Source organism: Pirellulales bacterium, from assembly GCA_035939775.1.
Taxonomy (GTDB): Bacteria; Planctomycetota; Planctomycetia; order Pirellulales; family DATAWG01; genus DASZFO01.
Window position 1 is genome coordinate 1 of sequence record DASZFO010000123.1, and the last position, 20,864, is coordinate 20,864.

Annotated in this window: 19 protein-coding genes; 10 read left to right on the forward strand and 9 right to left on the reverse strand. The window is 61.6% G+C overall.

The window, feature by feature from the left end:
* Both VGY55_07800 and nadD read right to left on the reverse strand, forming a co-directional pair.
* Positions 1 to 866: dihydrodipicolinate synthase family protein (locus VGY55_07800; protein ID HEV2969877.1), on the reverse strand; the 866-nt coding region annotated here is incomplete at its 3' end.
* Positions 867 to 906: 40 nt separating this feature from the next.
* Entirely contained in the window at positions 907 to 1,530 is a 624-nt protein-coding gene (gene nadD / locus VGY55_07805; protein ID HEV2969878.1) for a nicotinate-nucleotide adenylyltransferase, read from the reverse strand.
* Between the two features lie 173 nt (positions 1,531 to 1,703).
* Between nadD and priA the strand changes: the two genes are divergently transcribed.
* The 3 genes from priA (at position 1,704) to VGY55_07820 (ending at position 4,959) form a co-directional block, all read left to right on the forward strand.
* The gene (gene priA / locus VGY55_07810; GenBank protein ID HEV2969879.1) at positions 1,704 to 3,986 is read left to right on the forward strand and encodes a primosomal protein N'; all 2,283 of its coding nucleotides are present in this window, start codon (positions 1,704 to 1,706) and stop codon (positions 3,984 to 3,986) included.
* A gap of 12 nt (positions 3,987 to 3,998) precedes the next feature.
* Positions 3,999 to 4,412 (forward strand): VOC family protein, encoded by a 414-nt coding sequence (locus tag VGY55_07815; protein HEV2969880.1) that lies wholly within the window; start codon positions 3,999 to 4,001, stop codon positions 4,410 to 4,412.
* 199 nt (positions 4,413 to 4,611) lie between these two features.
* Positions 4,612 to 4,959, forward strand: a complete 348-nt coding sequence (locus VGY55_07820) for a hypothetical protein (GenBank protein ID HEV2969881.1) — start codon at positions 4,612 to 4,614, stop codon at positions 4,957 to 4,959.
* A 103-nt stretch (positions 4,960 to 5,062) separates the two neighbouring features.
* Here VGY55_07820 and VGY55_07825 read toward each other — a convergent pair whose 3' ends face one another.
* From VGY55_07825 to VGY55_07840, 4 genes are all read right to left on the reverse strand, one after another.
* Positions 5,063 to 5,434, reverse strand: a complete 372-nt coding sequence (locus VGY55_07825) for a nucleotidyltransferase domain-containing protein (protein HEV2969882.1) — start codon at positions 5,432 to 5,434, stop codon at positions 5,063 to 5,065.
* 179 nt (positions 5,435 to 5,613) lie between these two features.
* Entirely contained in the window at positions 5,614 to 7,716 is a 2,103-nt protein-coding gene (gene glgX / locus VGY55_07830; protein HEV2969883.1) for a glycogen debranching protein GlgX, read from the reverse strand.
* A gap of 162 nt (positions 7,717 to 7,878) precedes the next feature.
* The gene (locus VGY55_07835) at positions 7,879 to 8,667 is read right to left on the reverse strand and encodes a hypothetical protein (GenBank protein HEV2969884.1); all 789 of its coding nucleotides are present in this window, start codon (positions 8,665 to 8,667) and stop codon (positions 7,879 to 7,881) included.
* A 330-nt stretch (positions 8,668 to 8,997) separates the two neighbouring features.
* Positions 8,998 to 9,384 (reverse strand): hypothetical protein, encoded by a 387-nt coding sequence (locus tag VGY55_07840; protein ID HEV2969885.1) that lies wholly within the window; start codon positions 9,382 to 9,384, stop codon positions 8,998 to 9,000.
* On the opposite strand from VGY55_07840, the gene VGY55_07845 reads away from it, so the two are divergent.
* Together VGY55_07845 and VGY55_07850 are read left to right on the forward strand one after the other, a co-directional pair.
* Positions 9,364 to 9,942, forward strand: a complete 579-nt coding sequence (locus VGY55_07845; GenBank protein ID HEV2969886.1) for a DUF4142 domain-containing protein — start codon at positions 9,364 to 9,366, stop codon at positions 9,940 to 9,942. The genes VGY55_07840 and VGY55_07845 overlap by 21 nt on opposite strands.
* A gap of 1,010 nt (positions 9,943 to 10,952) precedes the next feature.
* The gene (locus VGY55_07850; GenBank protein HEV2969887.1) at positions 10,953 to 13,196 is read left to right on the forward strand and encodes an arylsulfatase; all 2,244 of its coding nucleotides are present in this window, start codon (positions 10,953 to 10,955) and stop codon (positions 13,194 to 13,196) included.
* 207 nt (positions 13,197 to 13,403) lie between these two features.
* Here the strand turns inward: VGY55_07850 and VGY55_07855 are convergent, their stop codons facing one another.
* Positions 13,404 to 14,267, reverse strand: coding sequence for a dienelactone hydrolase family protein (locus tag VGY55_07855; protein HEV2969888.1), 864 nt, complete (start codon positions 14,265 to 14,267; stop codon positions 13,404 to 13,406).
* A 181-nt stretch (positions 14,268 to 14,448) separates the two neighbouring features.
* Here VGY55_07855 and VGY55_07860 point away from each other — a divergent pair, with 181 nt between their 5' ends.
* The 5 genes from VGY55_07860 (at position 14,449) to VGY55_07880 (ending at position 19,926) form a co-directional block, all read left to right on the forward strand.
* Positions 14,449 to 15,711, forward strand: a complete 1,263-nt coding sequence (locus tag VGY55_07860; GenBank protein ID HEV2969889.1) for an efflux RND transporter periplasmic adaptor subunit — start codon at positions 14,449 to 14,451, stop codon at positions 15,709 to 15,711.
* Between the two features lie 116 nt (positions 15,712 to 15,827).
* Positions 15,828 to 16,535: an ABC transporter ATP-binding protein gene (locus tag VGY55_07865; GenBank protein HEV2969890.1), complete on the forward strand. Its 708-nt coding sequence runs from the start codon at positions 15,828 to 15,830 to the stop codon at positions 16,533 to 16,535.
* Positions 16,536 to 16,660: 125 nt separating this feature from the next.
* Positions 16,661 to 17,908: an ABC transporter permease gene (locus tag VGY55_07870; GenBank protein HEV2969891.1), complete on the forward strand. Its 1,248-nt coding sequence runs from the start codon at positions 16,661 to 16,663 to the stop codon at positions 17,906 to 17,908.
* Positions 17,909 to 18,064: 156 nt separating this feature from the next.
* Entirely contained in the window at positions 18,065 to 19,633 is a 1,569-nt protein-coding gene (locus VGY55_07875) for an ABC transporter permease (protein ID HEV2969892.1), read from the forward strand.
* Positions 19,634 to 19,692: 59 nt separating this feature from the next.
* Positions 19,693 to 19,926, forward strand: coding sequence for a hypothetical protein (locus tag VGY55_07880; GenBank protein ID HEV2969893.1), 234 nt, complete (start codon positions 19,693 to 19,695; stop codon positions 19,924 to 19,926).
* 99 nt (positions 19,927 to 20,025) lie between these two features.
* Here VGY55_07880 and VGY55_07885 read toward each other — a convergent pair whose 3' ends face one another.
* Positions 20,026 to 20,331, reverse strand: coding sequence for a type II toxin-antitoxin system RelE/ParE family toxin (locus tag VGY55_07885; protein ID HEV2969894.1), 306 nt, complete (start codon positions 20,329 to 20,331; stop codon positions 20,026 to 20,028).
* On the reverse strand, positions 20,328 to 20,609 hold the full coding sequence (locus tag VGY55_07890) for an addiction module protein (GenBank protein HEV2969895.1): 282 nt from the start codon (positions 20,607 to 20,609) through the stop codon (positions 20,328 to 20,330). The genes VGY55_07885 and VGY55_07890 overlap by 4 nt, the downstream gene beginning before the upstream one ends.
* Between the last annotated feature and the right edge of the window lie 255 nt (positions 20,610 to 20,864).

Here is a 20,864-nt window from a genome sequence, read left to right on the forward strand (position 1 = left end):
ACCGCCGCGCGGTCGGATTGCTGGCGTTCGCTGAGCGGTTGGCGGCTGGGGCCGAGGTGGATGCCGCGGAGTTCGACTGCGGCGCGGAAGCCTTCGGGGAAGTCGGCCGAGTAGAGCATCGCGTCGAAGAGTTCGAGCAGGCGGTATTGGAGCTTCATCGCCTCTTCGGTCCGGCCAGAGCGGGTCAGGTCGTAGAGCGAGCACATCACTTCGGGGACGACGCCGGCCGTGGCGTGCGTGCCGCCATCCACGCCGATCAATAGCGATGGAACCAGGAGCGCTTCCCAGCCGGTGAGGAACGCAAAACCGGGGCGCGCTGGCCGGACCGCGGCGATCATCCGCATCATGAAGGTCAAGTCGCCGGAGGAATCTTTGATCCCCGCGATCCGCGGCAGCTCGGCCAGGCGGCGGATCGTCGGCACGTCGATCGGGCTGGCGAATATCGGGATGTTGTAAAGCGTCACGTCGATCGGGCTGTTCAGGGCGATCTCGCGGAAGTAGGCGTAGACCGATTCCGGGCCGAGCCGGTAGTAGAATGGCGAGACAATGGCGACCGCCCGCGCCCCGAAGCCGGCGTAGGTCTCGCAGGCTCGGATCGTTTCGCGGGTGTTGGCCTCGGCCGCGCCGGCCAAGACGAGCACGCGGCCCGCCGCCTGCTCGCACACAATCTGCACCACGCGCCGCCGTTCCTCCGCGGTGAATCGCGTGAACTCGCCGGTCGAGCCGTTCGGGTACAGGCCGTGGACTCCCTTGGCGATGAGCCAGTCGATGTATCGCCGCAGCTCGGTCTCGTCGATCTGGCCGGCGTTGTCGAGCGGGACCATGTGCGGGACGAAAATGCCCTCGATTTTTGGTGCGGCGGTCACGGGTATCTCCTTTTTGGGCAACGGCGGAAAGATGCCGCCGCTACGGGCTTGTTGCCGGCGCGCGGTAGAGGCCGTTCGCCTCGATGTATTTCTCCACGGATCGAGGAGTGCGGTAACGGATGCTCAGGCCGGCGGCAACGCGCCGGCGGAGGTCGCTCGCGCTCAAGTCGATGACTGGCATCTCGACGCGTAGCCGGCGGATGGCTTCGAGGCGGTCGGCCGGCACGAGCGGAGCGAGGACCGCGTAATCGGGCTCGGCGGCCCCGGCGCGTCGGACGACGATCGGCGGCGCCAATTTGCAAATCCGGCCCGGCTCGCGCCACGTGCCGAATTCGGCGAGTGAATCGCCACCCATCAGGAAGAAGAGTTCCGCCTCGGGCTGCTGCCCGCGGACCGATTCGAGCGTATCGACCGTGTAGCTCACGCCGCCGCGCTCCGTTTCGATCGTCGAGACGGCGAACGCCTCATGCCCGCCAGTCGCCAGTTTGAGCATATCGACGCGGGCGGCGGCCGATGCGACGGCGCCGCGTTGCTTGTGCGGCGGCACCGCGGCCGGCACGAACCAGACCTGATCGAGCCGGCACTGTTCCCGGCAGCATTCCGCGAGGAGCAGATGCCCGAAATGGACCGGATCAAAACTGCCGCCGTAGATGCCGAGCCGCATGGGAGCATTAGACAGTCGGCGCGGCGGGTTGTCTAATGGTCGCGGGATGGGCAACCGAAACTGTCGCAGCGGACTTCGCCAGAATTCCGATGGCGAGCCGCGGCGACCGGATTTCTGGCGAAATCCGCTACGAGATGTGCTCCGACTCGCACGATGTGTACAATTGAATAGTTATGCCACAGCAGAATTTGTTCGAGATCGAGCCGGTCGCCGCTTGGGAAGATGACGATGCGCGCGAGCGGTTGGTGGCGAGCGTCATTTTTCCGAGCGCTCCGGATCGCCCGTTTGATTACCTGGTGCCGGACGATATGCGCGATCGCCTGACCGGCGGAATGCGGGTGCGGGCGCCGTTTGGCCGCGGGAATCGCGCGGTTGTCGGCTATTGCGTCCGGTTGACCAATCAGGCCGACGTGCGGCGGAAGTTGAAACCGCTCGCGGACGTGATCGACCGCCAGAGTTTGCTTTCGCCGGCGATGCTTCGCCTCACGGAATGGATGGCCGGCCGGTATCTTTCGACCTGGGGACAAGCGTTGGAAACGGTGCTTCCGGCCGCGGTTCGCGAAAGAGCCGGCACGCGGCGCGTGAAGCTGATCTCGCTCGCGCCGGACGCCGCTGGTCGGATCGGTGAATTGAAGTTGTCGGAAAAACAGGCCGCGATCGTGCGATTTCTCTCCGAGCGCGGCGCGCCGGTCACTCCGAAGGAACTAACCACAGCGCTCAACTGCACCGCCGCCCCGATTGGCACGCTCCAGCGGAAAGGAATCGTCACCGTCGAATCGCGAATCGCCGCGCCCGACGAAGCGCGCGATCCGCCCGCGCCGCGCGAACCGAACCACGTGCTCAACGACGATCAGCGCCTGGCGCTCGAAGCGATGCTCGCGGCGATCCATTCCGGCCGGCAGGAAACGCTCCTCGTGCATGGCGTCACCGGGAGCGGTAAGACCGAGGTTTACATCCAGGCGATTCAAGAGGTCGTGCGTTTTGGCCGGCAGGCGATCGTGCTCGTACCGGAAATCAGCCTCACTCCGCAAACTCGCGAGCGGTTCCGCGCCCGCTTCGACCAGGTTGCGGTGTTGCACAGCCATCTGCGCGAGGCCGAGCGGCATTTGCATTGGCAGCGAATCGCGCGCGGAGAAGTGTCGGTGGTCGTCGGCGCGCGGAGCGCCGCCTTCGCGCCGATCCCGAACCTCGGCCTGATCGTCATGGACGAAGAGCACGAATCGACCTTCAAGCAGGAAACCACTCCGCGTTACCATGCCCGCGAAGTGGCCCTCTGGCGGGCGAAATCGGAAGGGATTCCGCTGATTCTCGGTTCGGCCACCCCGTCGCTCGAAAGCTGGTATCGAGCTCAGCAGGGGGAATTCCGGCTGATCGAGATGCCGCGGCGGGTGTTCGATCGGCCGATGCCGCTGGTGGGCACGATCGATCTCCGCGACGAGTTTCACAATCGGCGCACGCGCGGAGCGGTCGGCCGGCAGATGCACCAGGCGATCGACGCGGCCTTGCGCGACGGCGGCCAGGTGATCCTGCTGCTCAATCGCCGCGGCTTCTCGACGCACATCCAGTGCCCCAAGTGCGGCATGGTGGTCCGCTGCCCAAATTGCGAATTGGCGCTCACGCATCATCGCCAGGGAGAGTTGGCGATTTGCCACTACTGCGATTATCGCACGGCCGCACCGCGCGAATGCCCCGAGTGCAGTTTTCCAGGGATTCAATACGCGGGCGTGGGGACTCAAAAGCTCGAGGCGGAGATTGCTTCCCGGTTCCCGCAGGCGCGTATTCTGCGGATGGACACCGACACCATGCAGTCGCACGGCGCTCATGCCAAGGCGCTCGACGCCTTCCGCGATGGCAAGGTAGATATTCTGCTCGGCACGCAGATGATCGCCAAGGGGCTCGATTTTCCGCGCGTGACGCTCGTCGGCGTGATCAACGCCGACACGGCGCTGCACCTGCCGGACTTTCGCGCGGCCGAGCGGACATTTCAACTCGTCACGCAGGTGGCTGGCCGCACTGGCCGCGGCGAGCATGGCGGCCGGGTGCTCGTGCAAACCTTCAGCCCCGATCATCCGGCGATTAGGGCGGCCGTGCGACACGATTACCCGATGTTCGCCCGGCAGGAGTTGCCGATCCGCGAAGCGCTCTTATATCCGCCCTACTCGGAAATGGTTCGGATCATCGTCCGCGGGCCGGATGGCAAGGCGACCAAGGAATTTGCCGCCGAGCTGGCCGAGCGATTCAAAGTCGAGTTGGGCCAGGTAGCCACCGCGTGGCGGATGCTCGGGCCAGCGCCGGCCCCGATCGCGAAGCTCCGCGGCCTGCAACGATTTCACGTTCAACTTCAAGCAACCGACGGCGAAAAACTCCGCGCAGTCGTTCGCGATGTAATGTCTGCCGCCCCGCGGAATGGCCCGATTCAATGGACCGCCGACGTCGATCCGCTGGATATGATGTGAGGCAATTCAATCATGACTCATGTCACGGGAATCTTGGAAACGGCGTTGTACATAGGCGATCTGGTCCGCTCCGTTCGGTTCTATCAAGAACTGTTCGGTTTCGAGCAGATCGAAGGGGACGAGCGATTCCGTGCGCTGGATGTCGCCGGGCGGCAAGTGCTGTTGCTATTCCGCGAGGGCGCCTCGACGAGTGGGGCGAAGACCTCCGGCGGATTCATCCCGCCCCACGACGGCCACGGCCATTTGCACCTGGCGTTTTCGATCAATGCCGACGATTGGGATGCCTGGCTAGCGCGCTTGGCGGACCAGAACATCGCCGTCGAAAGCCGCGTCGATTGGCCCCGCGGCGGCCGAAGCATCTACTTCCGTGACCCCGACGGCCATTTGGTCGAACTCATCACGCCGGGGTGTTGGAAGACTTATTGATTCGTAATCCTGACAGAAAGTCCGCGCTATGCATTTTCTCACGCCAACCGAATGTTCCCAATGGTGCGAGGGCATGGAGTCGCCATTGGATGAGAGCCGGCGCCCGACGAGAGAGTTGAACTGCACTCATCGACTTTGCTGCCGCTTTCCACCGTCTTTCACGCAGTTGCAATGGTTCAGCCGTTGCATCGAGTCCGCGATGTTGCCGCGCCGGGAGTGTCTGCTGTGGGTGACCGATTGGGGTATCTCTCACTCGATGGAGAACCTCCACGCTTATTACCGTTTCCGCCAGTCGTACGGCGATTTACGATTGCTGCACGAGGCGCCGGGCCATCTTTGTCTCGACTACGAGCGGCCCGAGGTGGTTACTCTGATTCATTATTGCGTTTTGTTCGCTTGGGACGTTCATTTGATTCCGAGCGTTGGTTTTGGCCGAGCCTTTGTTTGTCATGACGAATGGGTCGAACTTGGTTTCACCGATCGGAGATTGTTCGAGGAGACGAAGCGACAACTTGAGACCGCAAAGCTCAAGGTTTCAGTCTTGTGATGCAGCCCAATGTTGCACCGGAGCTTCCTCGAGATATGCGTCCGGAACGGTCGCTCGGGCGCAGGCGAGGTTGCTGCGGGCCCTGTTGAGCCATTCGCGCGGGTCATTTGGCCGCAGTCGCTTTCGCGGCATACACGACTTTGCCTTCCCTCAATGCCGGATAGATCACTAGACAGAATTCGTCCCGATAGCGCTCAACCTCTTCTGGGGTGACGACGATGACGTCAACCGCTTCGGCCGCCCCATGCATACCGAGGTAGATTCTCTCGACGAGCTGGCCGCGATCGAATCGCCCGCGCTTGATCACCAATAGATCGACGTCGCTGTTCGGTCCCATCGATCCCCGCGCAGCCGAGCCGAACAGAATAATCTTCTCGGGTTGCGCAACATCAACGACTCGCCGGACAATGTCGCGGAGGACCGCCCGTTTCACCGTTTTCGTTTTGGAATGGTCGTTAGTGCGGGAGCGAGGCATGATCTCCTCAGGGAGAGATGACCCGCGCGCGGTCTTGCGGCAAGTCGCGCGGAGAACCAATTGTGGCCGGCAGTGCCAGTATATCTTGCAAGCTGCGAGCGGGCAAAAAATCCGCGCCGTTCGCTGTGGTGTCAAATAACCGCGCCGAACATCGACGGACTGAAATATTTAACGTCCGGTCATCCCGTCGACACGAAGCAAACTAGCGAGCGGCCTTCGAGTTCGAGCATGGAGGTTGCGGGCGCAACCGGGCCATCTAGTTGCGGACAAATGTCGTTCGGCGGGGCGGCGGCGGTGTCGATGAATTGCCGCCAGGCGATGCCGCGGACTAGTGATGGGATCGTGAAGGTGCGCGGATTTGGCCCGGCGTGGAACAGGAGCATCACGTGCCGGCCCGGGTTGCGGGCGTCTTCTGGCTTCCCGGGCGCGCCGAATACGCAGATCAAGCTCGGATCGTTCCGCTCCCAGATCATCGCCGTCCCTTCGGCGCTAAACCAGCTCACGTCGGGGAATTCCCCCGGCCGGGTCGGCTCGCCGCGGAGGAAATCTTTGCGGCGCAATGTCGGATTCGCCCGCCGCATCGCGATCAATCCAGTGACAAACCGGACCAGATCGGCGTGTTTCTCGATCAGCTTCCAATCGAACCACGAGGTTGGATTGTCTTGGCAATAGGCGTTGTTATTGCCGCGCTGCGTGCGGCGGAATTCGTCGCCCGAGAGCATCATCGGCACGCCTTGACTGAGGAGCAGCGTAGCCAGAAGGTTCTTGACCTGCCGCTCGCGGAGTAGCTCGATGTTGCGGCGGCGCGTCGGGCCCTCGATCCCATAGTTGTCGCTGTAGTTGTTGTCGTCGCCGTCGCGGTTTCCTTCGCCGTTTTCCTCGTTGTGCTTTCGGGAATAGCTTACCAGATCGTTCACCGGAAAGCCGTCGTGCGAGGTGATGAAATTGATGCTGTGATACGGCTGCCGGCCACCGGCTTGATAAAGGTCGGCCGAGCCGGCGATCCGCGTGGCCAGGTGGCCCGTCATGAACGACTCGCCGCGCCAATAGCGGCGGATCTCGTCGCGAAACTGGCCGTTCCATTCCGACCACCGCAGCTTGCCGAACGAACCGACTTGATAGGCGCCGGCGGCGTCCCAGGCCTCGGCGATGATCTTCGTGTCGGCCAGGAGGGGGTCTTCGGCGATCCGCTCGACCAGCGGCGGATTGGGCACGAGGTCGCCGTTCCGATCGCGGCTCAAGATCGAAGCCAGATCGAAGCGGAAGCCGTCGATGTGAAAGTTGTGCACCCAGTGCCGCAGGCAGAGAAAGATCAGCTCGCGAACGATCGGGTGATTGCCGTTGATCGTGTTGCCGCAGCCGGAATAGTTTCGATAATAGCTGCCGCCGTTGCCGAGCATGTAGTAGACGCGGTTTTCGAGCCCCTTGAAGCTCAGCGTCGGACCGAGTTCGTTCCCTTCGGCCGTGTGGTTGAACACGACATCGATGATCACCTCGATCCCGGCGCAGTGCAGCGCCTGCACCATCTGCTTGAACTCGACCACCTGCGCGCCTGGCTCGCTGCTGGCGGAATACCCATGATGCGGCGCGAAGAACGCCAGCGGATCGTAGCCCCAATAGTTCGGCCGGGCCAATTCGTGCCCGTGCGGACTTTGCATCGGGAAGTCGTGCACCGGCATCAATTCGACCGCCGTCACTCCCAGCGATTTGAGATAAGGGATTTTTTCGATCACGCCGAGATAAGTTCCCGGATGATCGACGCCGCTAGTCGCGTCGCGGGTGAAGCCGCGGACGTGCAATTCGTAAATCACACTGTCCGACAGGTTGCGGCGCAAATGCCGATCATCCTGCCAATCGAAGTGATCGTCGATCACGACGCATTTCGGCGGGCGGACGACGCCGTCGGGCGATGGCAGGAACCGGCCCGCCAGCGCGCGAGCGTAAGGATCGATCAGCCGCGCGCGACCGTTAAAGCGCTGCCCGCGTTCGGGGTCAAATGGCCCGTCGGCCTGAAAATGGTAGAGTTGCCCCGGCGAGACGCCCGGAATATAGATGCTCCAAACGTCTCCCCAGCGGTCGGTGTCGCGATCGAACGGGATCACCTCGGCCGGCTCTGGATCATCTTGGTGGTTGTAAAGCAGCAGCCGCATGGCGGTCGCCGAACGGCTGAACACGACGAATTGGACCCCACCTTCGTGGAGAATCGCGCCGTAGGGAAGCGGATAGGTAAACTGCAACGCCGGATGCGGGTGAGGGGCGGCTTTGAGCACGGTTCCATCCATCTCCAAGGGGTGAGCTTCTGAGTCGTGCATCGTACCCACTACCATACCACTTGAGTCGCGGCGCGGCGGATCGCCGGCGAACAACTGACCGTGGTTTCGGAGATTCTTTGACGGATCAACTCGGTTAGCGAAAGTAGAACGGCTGATGAAACCGGGAAGGAATCATCGGCGAAAAACTCGATGACATTCCTCGCACGATTTTGATAGTCGCGCGAATGCCTGCCGGGTCCCTTCGGCATCGCCCGCATGAATTGCCCGATTGACGCCACCGGCCGCGTCGCGCATCTCAAAGCAGTATTGCTCCCAATTCGGGATATCGGCGGGCTTCTTGATGGCATCGTGGTCGGTCGCCGCCTCTTGGGCAATGACGGCGAGCGCGGCCGCGGCCCCAGCCGAGGTTTTCGTCTGGGCCTTGAATCGTTCCGGCTGCACGGCCCGTTTGAGATTGCTATTGATGATCGGCACTTCCTTCATCAGCAGGCCGAGCGGGGCGACCGGATGCCAACGAAGTTCCGGCGCGGCTGAGGCCTGCGATGGCTTTCCGCCGGCTGCCAGCTTCAGGCTATCGATTGCCGTGCGGGCTGCGGCAAAGTCAGCGGCTTTCGCCAGCGATTGCGCGGCCGACAAAATCGACGAGGCCGACCGCTTCAGCGCGTGATCTTGGTCGCTCATCCCAAGGCCCAGCGCAATCACGGCCGCGACGTCGGCTTCCTTGGCGATCCGACTTTGGAGCGCGTCGTCAAAATCGTCTGGCTTGGCCAGCGATTCGTCGACGCGAGCGATTATCGAATTGAGCTGGTTCGCGAGGTCTTCCGCCGGGGCGAAACTGGAGACCTTCGCGCCGGCCGAGGGATTATCTGGCGCGGCCGGGGACGCGCCGCGGAGAATGATTGCAAATAGCCCGGCCGTAGAGATCATTCTTAAAACTAGAAACCGAATCGAGTTGCTCATCGTTGCCTCATCATTTGGCGTGACGGCGATCAATAGGTCGGCAAGGCCCTATCGTGCATTCGGCCGCTAGCGTGTGTCAAGCGTTCGCCAATGGGTGTTCGCTTGCGAATGACGTGTGCTGCTCTCAAACCGAGTTGGAACGGCGATGGCTGATAGCAGACCGCTGCGGCTCTCCCCAATCAGATTGGCCCGGACAAACTCAGCGCGGCCAAGCCCTGGCCACGGTCGCAGAGCAATCAAGGGCAGAGAATCTGGTCGCTCGAGAAGTCGCAACCACCGCGAGCATGGCCCTTTTCGCTAGCGGCCCGCGAAACCAGAGCTGTCATCGCTTCAGCCGGAGGCGAGCCATGCGGCACGGAACGCCGATTGCAGAGCATCCGGTCTAATCGCTTGACGCGCCGCTATTTTTGGGCTGGCGGCGATTTCAAGTGGGCGGGCGGAATTGTAGCGCACACGATCCGTATGCCCAACAGAAGGAGCATGGAAATGAGAAGTTTTGTAGCAAGCACATGTCTCGCGGTCGCCGTTGCCGCCCTGGCGCTCGGCTTTGTCAGTCAAGCTGTGGCCCAGCGGAACGACCGGAACCAGAACCAGGATCAACAAAGGAATCAACAACAAAGACAGGATCAAGGCCAAGACCCCGCCCAGCCCGGCCAAAACAGCCAGGCCCACATTGACAAAATGGCGGCCAACGCCATGCAGCAATGCAGCCAGCAAGAAATCGACCTCGCCAACTTCGCCTTGAAGCATACTCAGAATGAGGAGGTGCGCAAGTTTGCCCAGAAGGCCATCGAAGACCATACGAATCTGGACAATCAATTGCAGCGCTTCACCAGCGCGGAAGGCCGCGGGCAACCCGGCAATCAGACAAGCGCTCAGCCGGGCACTTCTGCTGCCGCGCAGCCGGGCACCGAAACCGTCGGTCAACCTGGAACTCAGCCGGGCGCCCCAGCGAGCACCGAGCCGGGATCGAAGGCGAACGAATTTGAAAAGATTCGCCAGGAGATTGGCAACCAAGTCGTCCAGAGCATCGAACGTGAACTCGGTCAGTATCAGGGAAGCGATTTTGACCGCGCTTATGTTGGCCAGCAATTCTGGGCTCACGTGGTGTTCATCGCCTCGGCAACGGCCGGGGGAAACCACGTCTCGCCAGACCTGAAGCAAGTCGTCGACCAAGGGACCAAAACGGCTCAGATGCATCTCGACGACTGCCGCAAGCTGATTCGAGATCTTTCGGCCAACGTGGCCCGAAGCGCGGGAACGACCGAGCGGTGACAAACGGCCTGTGGGGCCAATAACCGCCCGCCAAATCGAGCGGCCGCTCCGGGATGTATTCATCTCGGAGCGGCGCTCTTTTGCGCTCGCGGGACTGTCCCCCTTTGCGCGGGCACCGTCGCCGCGATGGTCGGCGGAGCAAAACGGAGACTGTCCCGTTTGCTAGGCGGTTCTCTATTAGGCTCTAACCAAGGCAGGACTGGTGGCGGGTTCGCGTGGTCACCACGACTTCCCACTGAACTGACCCAAGAACCGGTGGTTTTGTGTGAGAACGCAAAGAATAACGGATTCTTCCCACGAGTTCGTGCAAACGACGGCGGATTGGCCGACCGTGTTTCAACGGCGGTCGATCCGAGCGACGTAGTTTCGCGCCCTCGGTGGTTCGAACCGACGGGCCGGATCCCCCAAAAACAGGAGCGGTTGGCGTTAACGACGGCTCAAATCCCGTCGTCTCGGCTTCTTTGAGAAAAAAGCTATTCGGCCAAAACGTCGAAGGGCTTTCTTCCTTGATTTTCTGGCTCTTTTAGCACATCGAGCATAGTTCAACCCGATTTGATCTGACGTAGTGGCGTTCTTGCGCGTTCGCCGCAGCCCAAATCGGACTTCCCTCTTTCGACGGTTCAAACGGCTTGGAACTGGTAGCTAACGCATCTTGGGCCATATATAATCGCTGTCAATTGCATTGCCGGATGTTCGTAGCGACGTGCGTTGGCTAGCTCGGTAATTCATCGTCGCGGCTCGGCGAAATGTCACGCGGAAGAATCTGGGGCCAACAAGGTGCGACACAAACCGGCCCGGTGACGTCGCATTCACACAGCGAGGATGAGTACTCCATGAAGCGAACAACGACCGCGTTGGTAATTCCGGTCTTGGCGTGCGGTGTCCTGCTCGGCTGGCTCACCGCCGACGGGGGGCCGGCGTCGCTCTTGGCCCAGGACAGGCAACCGCCCCAAGGATCGACGGTCCTGCCCTTCCCGCCCACGCCGTCCGCGTCGACGGCCGGGCTGACAATGAAGGACTCGAACTACAAGAAGCGCGTTGAGCCAAAGCACCTGGCTGCGGATGCGCCCAACATTCTCATCATCCTCATGGACGATGTCGGCCCGGGACAGGCCTCGACGTATGGCGGCGAAATCAACACGCCGACGCTCACCCGCGTCGCGCGGATGGGCATCTCCTACAACCGTTTTCACTCCACGGCGATGTGCTCTCCCACGCGCGCGGCGCTTCTCACGGGGCGCAATCACACGCGCGTCTGCAATGGCCAGATTGCCGAACTGGCCAACGACTTTGACGGTTTTAGCGGCAGCATCCCGAAGTCGGCGGCGACCGTGGCCGAAGTGCTCAAGGATTATGGCTACAACACCGCGGCCTGGGGCAAATGGCACAACACGCCCGCCCAATTGACGACATCGAAAGGCCCATTCGATTACTGGCCCACCGGCTATGGCTTCGAGTATTTCTACGGCTTCCTTGCGGGAGAGGCGTCGCAGTACGAGCCGCGTCTGGTGCGAAACACTACCGTGTTGGACCCGCACACATATGAGCACCCGGGTTATCATCTCTCCGACGACATTGCCACCGACGCCATCAAATGGCTGCGCGAACAGCAGGCCTTCACGCCCGACAAGCCGTTCTTCATGTATTGGGCTCCGGGGGCGGCGCACGGCCCACACCAAGTCCCTAAGGAGTGGGCCGACAAATACAAGGGCAAGTTCGACGACGGCTGGGACAAATATCGCGAGCGCGTCTTCATCAGTGCCAAGGCGAAGGGTTGGATTCCGCAGAATGCGCAGGACACTCCGCGCGCCAAGACAATGGCTTCCTGGGACTCCATTCCCGAAGCGGAAAAGCCTTTCCAGCGCCGCCTGATGGAAGTCTACGCTGGCTTTGCCGAACACGCCGACTACCATGCCGGCCGCGTCATTGATGAAATCGAAAAGGAAGGGAAACTGAACAACACGCTCATCTTCTACATCTGGGGCGACAACGGCGCGTCGGCTGAAGGTCAGGACGGCACGATCTCCGAACTGCTCGCACAGAACGGTATTCCAAGCACGATTCAGCAGCATATCAAGGCGCTGAACGAACTTGGCGGGCTCGAAGCGCTCGGCTCGGCGAAGACCGAAAACATGTACCACGCCGGGTGGGCCTGGGCCGGTGGCACGCCTTACAAGTCCACCAAACTCGTCGCCGCGCATTTCGGTGGCACGCGCCAGCCGATGGCCGTTTCGTGGCCGGCAAAGATCAAGCACGACGACACTCCGCGCCCGCAGTTCCATCATGTCATCGATATCGTGCCGACGATCTACGATGTGGTGGGCATTACCCCACCGCGCGTGGTCAATGGAATCGATCAAATGTCAATGGATGGCGTCAGCATGGCCTACACTTTCGCCGATGCGAAAGCCAAGGGCCGCAAGACGACGCAGTTCTTCGACATCATGGGCAGCCGTGGCGTCTATCACGACGGTTGGTATGCCTGCACTTTCGGACCGCGCATTCCGTGGGTGTCGGGATTGCCCAAGGGCATCGCCACCTGGAACCCGGAGAACGACGTGTGGGAGCTTTACAACCTCGATGACGACTGGTCGCAAGCGGACGACCTCGCCGAGAAGATGCCGGAGCGGGTCGCCTACATGAAGAACCTCTTCCTAATTGAGTCGGCGAAGAACCAGAATTTGCCCATCGGCGGCGGTCTGTGGACGGCAGTGTTTCATCCGGAAGACGCGCCCTCCACACCCTATACCGAATGGACGTTCAGCGGACCGATCGTTGGGATGCCGGAGTTCGCCGCGCCGAAGCTCGGGAAACTCGACAACACCGTCAGCATGAAAGTCGAGGTGCCCGCGAACGCCAACGGAGTGCTCTACGCCCTCGGCGGATTTTCCGGCGGCCTGTCCTGCTACGTGAAGGACGGCGTGCTGTGCTACGAATACAATCTGTTCGAGATTGACCGGACGCATATCAAGGCGAAAAGCAAGCTGCCGGCTGGCAAGGTGCGGATTGAAGTCGAGTCGAAGCTCGCCGCGCCACACCGAGGCGCCCCGCTGGACGTGACGCTGAAGGTGGATGGCAAGGTCGTGGCGCAAGGTCGGGTGCCGATCACGGCCGCTCTCGCCTTCACCGCCAACGACTGCCTCGACATCGGCAGCGACCTTGGCTCGCCTGTGTCGATCGACTATTTCGACCAGGCGCCGTTCGCCTTCAATGGGAAGATCGTCACGACGAAGATCATGTATCCAAAAAAATAGGCCCGGTTTGCCCTTGCGAGCCGTCGCAAGACGGCAGGTGCGACGGGGGGTGTCGTGGACATCGGATTTCGCGCGCGACGCGTAGGCGTTTGGTTCGTCGCCGGATGGCCTTTTACTGACTCCGCACGACGCCACTGTGCGCACGATCCGACAGACGCGCGCACGCCGTGCGGTGTAGACTTCGGCGACACTGTCGAATCGCGGTCCCTAGGCCGCCCCGTATTTCTTGAACCATTCGAGCATTCGCTGCCAGCCGTCTTGGGCAGCCGCTTGGTTGTAGCTAGGGCGATAATCGGCGTTGAAGCCGTGGTCAGCGTCCGGATAGACGTGGATTTCCGTCGGCTCCTTCGACTCCTTCAGCGCCGAGCGCATCTTCTCGATGCTGTCGGCGGTGATGCCCTTGTCCTTGCCGCCGTACAGGCCGAGCACGGGCGCCTTGAGCGACCCAGCCATATCGATCGGGTTCTTCGGGTGGAGGTCGTCGGCTTGCCCGACAAGCCGGCCGTACCAAGCTGCGCCGGCCTTGAGGTTCGGATTATGGGCGGCATAGAGCCACACGATTCGCCCGCCCCAACAAAACCCCGTGATCGCTAACTTGCCGACGTCGCCCTTGCCGGACTCCTTGGCCCATGCCACCGCCGAATCGAGATCGGACATGACCTGCGCATCGGGCACTTTGGAAACCACGTCCTTGATGATCTTCTGAAAGTCGCTGACCTTCGATACGTCTCCCTGCCGCGCATACAACTCCGGCGCGATTGACAAATAGCCGAGTTTTGCCAGTCGGCGGCAAAGATCCTTGATATGCTCATGGACGCCGAAGATTTCCTGCACGACGAGCACGACGGGAAACGGACCTCCCTTATTTGGCATCGCCCGATAAGCCGGGATTTGTCCATCCGGGACCGGGATTTTCACCTCGCCCGCTTCGAGACCGGCCGAATCGGTTGTGATGGTCTCGGCCGAAATCGGCTGCACCGCCAGGGCAAAGCCGGTGGCCAGCGTCGTAACCACGAATTCGCGTCGCGAGAAATCACTCTTCGTCAAAAAGCTACGTGCGTCGTCGTGCATGATCCGGTCCTCCTATCAGTTGATGGCTTGGGCATTGAAGCGAGCAAAACGAGACCCGACGGGAACAACGTGCGCATGATACTGAAACCATCGGCCGCTGTCCAAGTTCCGATGCTGGATCGCGGCCTCCCGATGAGTCGGAATTGACGCCCGGTGCTCGGCCCTATCTAATCAAGCGAGTATGGCAACCGAAACGAAGACCGACCGCGATCCAGTTCCGCCGACCGAACGCGTGGCGCAGCCCGTGCAGTCGTCCGGCGGTCATCATGCTGCCGCAGGGCGACGCGCCGCCGATGGCAGTTTGCTATCCGACCGCGTGAAATCGCTGCAACTGCCCGCGAATGTCACCGCCGGCCGCTTCCGCTGGCGGTCGCTCATCAAATGGCTGGTTGTACTGGTCGTCATCGGCGGCGCGATCGTCGCCGGCCAGCGAATTCTCGGCGGCGGCAAGACCGACGATGCTAAATCGGCCCCCGTCTCCCAAGCGGCTGCGCAATCCGCCGGCCAACCTGGTGCGACGGCGCCGGATCCCGCTGCGGGGGACGTCGTCCTCGAATCCAAGGGCTACATCATTCCCGTCCACGAGATCCTCGTCAGCCCGAAGATCTCGGGAATGATCGAGAAGCTCGACATCATCGAAGGCCAGCATGTAGAGCAAGGAAAGGTGCTGGCGGTATTGGAGAGCGTCGATTACAAGGCCGACATGGATCATTGGCAGGCAATGCTCGACAGCGCCAAGCAGCGGCTCTTGGAACTGGAGCACGGCAGTCGGCCGGAGGAGATTGAAGAGGCCCGCAACGACGCGGCCGAAGCGAAAGAGCAGCTCACCCAGTTGAAGTCAACCTGGGAGCGAACCAAGCGATTGCACGACACGGGCACTCGGGTGGTGACCGACAACGAATACGAAATCTCGGAGAGCGCGTATCTGGCGATGGTACGGCGCGTCGAGCGATTGACAAGCGCTTACAACCTGATGAAGCTCGGCCCGCGGGTCGAGAAAATCGATGCGGCCCGCGCCGACGTCGCGCTCGCTCAGGCCGACTACGACAAAGCTAAATGGCGATTCGACAATTGCATCGTTCGCGCGCCCGTCTCGGGCACGGTCCTCAAGAAGAACGCCGAGGAGGGGAACATCGTCAACCCGATCGTGTTCAATGGCTCCTACAGCATCTGCACGATGGCGAACCTCGCCGATCTGGAAGTGGACCTGACCATTCAGGAGCGCGACATCTCGAACGTATTCGTCAACCAGCGCTGTAAGGTCCACACCGACGCCTATCCCGATCGCATTTGCGACGGCTTCGTGTCGCGGCTGATGCCGACAGCCGATCGGGCCAAGGGAGCGATCCCCGTGCGCGTGAAGCTCAAGATCCCGCCCGAGGAGGAAGGCGTCTATCTCAAGCCCGAGATGGGCGCGGTCGTGTCGTTTTACAAGAAGGGCTGAGGCAAGTACGAAGTGCGAAGTACGAAGTACAAAAACGGAACGCTCGGCCGTCATTACTTCCGGTCGTTCGCTCTTCGAATCATCGTCCAAATTCGTACTTCGCGCTTCGTGCTTGCATGAATATAGTTCGGGTTAGCGGCGTGCATAAGTTCTTCACGCGCGGGAGCGAGCAGGTCGACGTGCTCAACGATCTGACGCTCAGCGTGCCCGACGGCGAGTTCATGGCCCTGATGGGCCCGAGCGGCTCGGGGAAGACTACGCTCTTGAACCTGATCGCCGGGCTCGATCGGCCGAGTCAGGGAGAGGTTTGGGTCGGCGAGGAGTTGATCTCGCGGATGTCGGAGAGCCAATTGGCCCGCTGGCGCACCCGGCATATCGGCTTCGTGTTTCAGTTCTATCATTTGCTCTCGGTGCTGAGCGCTTATGAGAACGTCGAGCTGCCATTGCTGTTGCTGCCGATCTCCGCGTCGGCGCGGCGGCGGCAGGTGCTGACCGCGCTGGAACTTGTCGGCCTCGGCCATCGCATGCACCATCGACCCGGCCAGCTTTCCGGCGGCCAGCAGCAGCGCGTCGGCATCGCACGCGCGATTGTTACCGATCCGACCCTGATCGTCGCCGACGAGCCGACCGGCGATCTCGATGCCAAAAGCGCCGAGGAGATTCTCGATCTTCTGACGGAACTGCACACCACGCTGCAAAAGACCATCATCCTTGTCACGCACGATATCCGCGCCGCGAATCGCGCTCACCGCATTTTGCACCTGGAAAAGGGTCAACTCGTGGCCGACGAACCGACCCGGATCATGGCGTCGCTGGCGCCGTGACGGTTTGCGAGTGGCGACTTGCAAGTGATCGGTGAGACTGGGCGACCGCGGCGAGGCCTCGGTATTTCTCCCTCTCCCTCTGGGAGAGGGCCGGGGTGAGGGGCTGCATCGCCGTTGGCTTAACTATGCAATTCATCCGCCTCATCCTGAAAAACCTTCGCCGCAACCTGCTGCGAACAACGCTGACCTCGCTCGGCACGATATTGCTCGTGTTCGTGGTGACGCTGGTCTGGTCGATCCTCTCGTTTCTCGATCAGGCGACGGCCGAGAAGAGCAACAACTTCAAGGCGATCATCACCGAGCGCTGGCAAATCCCCAGCCGGATGCCATTCGCCTATGCCGCGGCGCTCGCCGACGGCGGCGCGCGGCATCCCGAAGACGTCCGCCCGCTGGATTCGATGAGCTGGCAGTTCTACGGCGGCACGGTCGATCCGGGGAAGATGACTCGCGAGAGCATGATGTTCGCCTTTGCTCTCGAACCGAAGAAGCTGGCCACGATGATGGACGACCTCGATTCGCTTCCGCCCCCCGAGGCCCGCGAGTTGCAGGAGAACATCAAGAAGCTCGAGACGAACAAGCGCGGGATCATCATCGGCAGCGAGCGATTGACGGCGCTCAATAAGCGCGTCGGCGAGCGGGTCAAGATCTTCAGCATGAATTACAAGGACATCGATCTGGAGTTCGACATCGTCGGCACGTTTCCCGACGGCCGTTACAATCAAACGGCCGCGATGAATCGCGACTACCTAAACGACGCGATCGACGACTATCCGCGGACCCACGCCGGCCAGCGGCATGCAATGGCCGACAACAGCCTGAATCTCGTCTGGCTCCGCGTGGCCGATTCGAATTCATTCCAACGGATTGCCGGTCAGATCATGGCATCGCCAAATTTCACGAGCCCGGCCGTGAAGTGCGAGACGGCATCGTCGGGCATCGCTTCGTTTCTCGATGCGTACAAGGACCTGATCTGGGGCATGCGCTGGCTCCTTTCGCCGGCCATCTTGTTCACGCTATCGCTGATCCTGGCCAATGCGATCAGTATCAATGTGCGCGAGCGGCGAATGGAGGTGGCCGTGTTCAAAGTGCTTGGCTTCCGGCCGGGGCACATCCTGGCGCTGGTGATCGGCGAGGCGGTGACGATCGGCGCGCTTTCGGGCTTGACGAGTGCCGCCGCGACTTACTTTGTAATCAATAAGGGGCTCGGCGGGCTGAAATTCCCGATCGCCTTTTTCCCAGCGTTTCTCATCCCGATCGAAGCGATCTGGTGGGGTTTGGCGATCGGGGCGTTCACGTCGCTAGCCGGTAGCATCCTGCCCGCCTGGACGGCTTGTCGGATCAGAGTGTCGGAGGTGTTTGCGAGAGTGGCGTGAGAATTCCTTGTTCCCAGGCTCCAGCCTGGGAACACGATGCCCGGCAGGCTCTGCCTGCCATGCAGTGTCAGTTGACGTCGACCGCCGAGCGATCGCGAGGCAGAGCCTCGCAGGCAGTGGGTTCCCAGGCGGAGCCTGGGAACGAGAGGATTTCGAATGAATATCGCCCCCCTTGCGTTAGCACCGCTCGACCTCACCCCCGCAGTCTATATGCGCGTGGCGGGGTTCATCGGCATCTGCGCGGTCTGGCTAATCGCGGGCAAGATCCCCTTCAAATACAACCTCCGCAATCTGGCCGTGCGCTGGCGGACGACGCTCCTCACGGCGCTGGCCTTCACGCTGGTCGTCGCCCTGCTGGTCGTTATGCTGGCCTTCGTCAACGGCATGACCCAATTGACCGAGCAAAGCGGCCAGCCGGGTAATGTGATCGTGCTGTCCGACGGCGTGACCGACGAGCTGATGAGCAATTTGGGGTACGCCGATTCCGCCGATGTGGCGCTCCAGCGGGGCGTGCTTCGCGACGAGCGGAATCGGCCGCTGGCCAGCCGCGAAGTGTATCTCGTCGTCAATCAGCCGATCGCGCATAAAGCTCCAGAGACAATCCCGCCGCCGAGCGAAAGCGCGACCAACGCGCGGGGACTGCCGCAGTTGGTGGAAGCCGCCGAGAAGAAAGGATCGGTGCTCCTCGCCGCGAACACAAACGAACGGGAACTCTCGCCGTTTGTGGAACCCTCGAAAAAGAGCGGGACTTCCACTGTCGTTAAGCAGTCTAATGCAGACGCAGTCGCCAAGATGCTCTCACAATCCGGCGCGGGGAAGCGGCGGTTCGTGCAGGTCCGCGGCCTGGAAGACCCGACGATGGCGGCAAAGGTTCACGGTCTCGCCCTCTTCCCTGGCGGTCGGTGGATTTCCGATTCGGGCGTGGTGCGGTTGCGGCCTCCCGGCGCCGACCACGATGAGGTTGCCTTCGAGGCGGTGCTCGGCGAAGGAGTCGCCGGCGAATTGGGCAAAGACCGCGGCAAGGAACAGCTCCAGGTCGGCGATCTGTTCGATCTCGGCCCGCGGAAATGGATCGTCGTTGGGATCATGCGCTCGTCCGGCTCTACGTTCGGCTCGGAAGTCTGGGCGAAAGCCGCGCTCGTTGGCCCCGAATTCGGCAAGCCGAACCTGTTCACTTCGATCGTGCTCCGCACCGCCGACGCGGCCGCCGCCGAACGGCTGGCCACGGACATGAAGAACTATAAGAAGGCCGCCCTGCAAGCGATGACCGAGACCGAATACTTCTCGAAGCTCTCGGCCACGAACAAGCAGTTTCTCGTGGCGATCATCTTCGTCACCGTGGTCATGTCGGTCGGCGGGGTGTTCGGCGTGATGAATACGATGTTCGCCGCGATCGCCCAACGCACCCGCGATATCGGAGTTCTACGGTTGATGGGCTTCGCCCGCTGGCAGATTCTCTCGTCGTTCTTCATCGAATCGATGGCGATCGCGATCGTGGGCGGCTTGGCGGGCTGTGCGCTCGGTTCGTTGGTCGACGGCTGGACGGCCACGAGCGTCGTCAGCGGCGGCCAAGGCGGCGGCGGCAAATTCGTCGTACTGCAGCTCATGGTCACGACCGACACTTTGGGCCTCGGCATGCTCGTCACACTCTTGATGGGCGGCCTCGGCGGATTTCTCCCCGCCCTCTCCGCCGTGCGGCTGACGCCGCTGGAGACGCTGCGGTGAGTCGAATCTTCGTAAGCCAACCGCGTGCGCTGTCTGCCCAGTTGTCGTACCTTTAATTCATGGTCAACGTTCAACTCGACGATGCCGTCGCCGCAGCTCTGAGCGCGAAAGCCGCCGCCGAAGGATTGATGGTTCGGGCGTATTTGCAGACCGTCTTGCTCACCGCCAAGCGCCCGCCGGGGCCGCGTCTGTCATTGGAGGAGCTTGAACGCCTCCTTGACGAGGAGGCAACGATCGGCCCCTCTCCATCCGATTACTCTTCAAGGGCCGATCTCTACAGTGATCACGACTGATAGCGTGCGTAATCGACACCGGCGTCACGGTGCGTGTCGATTGGCAAGCGAATTCCTGTTGGATTGATTCCACAGTTGATTGGTCAAGCGCGTCAAAACTCAGCGGCGGCCGAGCCAATAATTGGGCTCGCGGCTGGCATGGGCGACGGCCGTGACCACGATTTCGTCCGGGAGGACTTCGTACACGACCGCGTAGCGAAACGCTTTGAGCAATGCACGGCGGTAAGGTTGATTGTCAGGCAATGTTTCGAGCTTGGCGAACCGAATTGGAGCAGTAGCGATGTCATTCAGCCGCTGCGTCAGATCATCGAGAAAGCGCCCACCCAAATCGGGCGACTGCTCGTTCAAATAGCGACGAGCGGCATCGATTTCCGCTTCCGCTTCCGCGAGGATGCGGAGGATCATTTCGCCGCCTCGCCCGCTTGCTTTCGCCGTTGGTCCGCGAGTACGTCAGCCCCAGGTCGGGCCGTCGTCGCCCCAATCCGGTACGCCTCAGAACGACGCTGTAATTCGCGTAAGAATTCATCGCCGGAAACTGCGTCCGGGCTGGTCGCCCCAACGGCATCCGGAATATCGTCCGCGGTTGGCGGTTCGAGACTCCGCTCCAGTGCGGCCACCACGAAAGCCCGATCCTCCGGCGGCAAGGCGAGAGCCTCGTGCAATACGTGTTCGCGTAACGTCATGGCGAAAACTCCATTTGATTCCCTGATGACGCTATTTTCCCACGCTTTGCTACTGCTGTCGAGTTGTCCTGCTAATTCTTGCTCAAACTGCTTGACAGCGTCGCGTACCCTTGCAATAATCTCGCGAGCGAGGCTGATCGCGTTCCGGCTTGATGTCGGGATGAAAGCGAGCGGCACTACGCGGGCCTGGATCAGGAGCCTTCTGCTCGGTCCGATCTCCCCTCGCCAATGACGCGGATTTTAATTGCGCGCAAT

Bases quoted from the DNA above. Each gene is read 5' to 3' on its own strand.
- nadD (HEV2969878.1), bottom strand. From the start codon at position 1,530: ATGCGGCTCGGCATCTACGGCGGCAGTTTTGATCCGGTCCATTTCGGG.
- priA (HEV2969879.1), top strand. From the start codon at position 1,704: ATGCCACAGCAGAATTTGTTCGAGATCGAGCCGGTCGCCGCTTGGGAA.
- VGY55_07815 (HEV2969880.1), top strand. From the start codon at position 3,999: ATGACTCATGTCACGGGAATCTTGGAAACGGCGTTGTACATAGGCGAT.
- VGY55_07820 (HEV2969881.1), top strand. From the start codon at position 4,612: ATGTTGCCGCGCCGGGAGTGTCTGCTGTGGGTGACCGATTGGGGTATC.
- VGY55_07825 (HEV2969882.1), bottom strand. From the start codon at position 5,434: ATGCCTCGCTCCCGCACTAACGACCATTCCAAAACGAAAACGGTGAAA.
- glgX (HEV2969883.1), bottom strand. From the start codon at position 7,716: ATGGATGGAACCGTGCTCAAAGCCGCCCCTCACCCGCATCCGGCGTTG.
- VGY55_07835 (HEV2969884.1), bottom strand. From the start codon at position 8,667: ATGAGCAACTCGATTCGGTTTCTAGTTTTAAGAATGATCTCTACGGCC.
- VGY55_07845 (HEV2969886.1), top strand. From the start codon at position 9,364: ATGCAGCAATGCAGCCAGCAAGAAATCGACCTCGCCAACTTCGCCTTG.
- VGY55_07850 (HEV2969887.1), top strand. From the start codon at position 10,953: ATGAAGGACTCGAACTACAAGAAGCGCGTTGAGCCAAAGCACCTGGCT.
- VGY55_07855 (HEV2969888.1), bottom strand. From the start codon at position 14,267: ATGCACGACGACGCACGTAGCTTTTTGACGAAGAGTGATTTCTCGCGA.
- VGY55_07860 (HEV2969889.1), top strand. From the start codon at position 14,449: ATGGCAACCGAAACGAAGACCGACCGCGATCCAGTTCCGCCGACCGAA.
- VGY55_07865 (HEV2969890.1), top strand. From the start codon at position 15,828: ATGAATATAGTTCGGGTTAGCGGCGTGCATAAGTTCTTCACGCGCGGG.
- VGY55_07870 (HEV2969891.1), top strand. From the start codon at position 16,661: ATGCAATTCATCCGCCTCATCCTGAAAAACCTTCGCCGCAACCTGCTG.
- VGY55_07875 (HEV2969892.1), top strand. From the start codon at position 18,065: ATGAATATCGCCCCCCTTGCGTTAGCACCGCTCGACCTCACCCCCGCA.
- VGY55_07880 (HEV2969893.1), top strand. From the start codon at position 19,693: ATGGTCAACGTTCAACTCGACGATGCCGTCGCCGCAGCTCTGAGCGCG.
- VGY55_07885 (HEV2969894.1), bottom strand. From the start codon at position 20,331: ATGATCCTCCGCATCCTCGCGGAAGCGGAAGCGGAAATCGATGCCGCT.
- VGY55_07890 (HEV2969895.1), bottom strand. From the start codon at position 20,609: ATGACGTTACGCGAACACGTATTGCACGAGGCTCTCGCCTTGCCGCCG.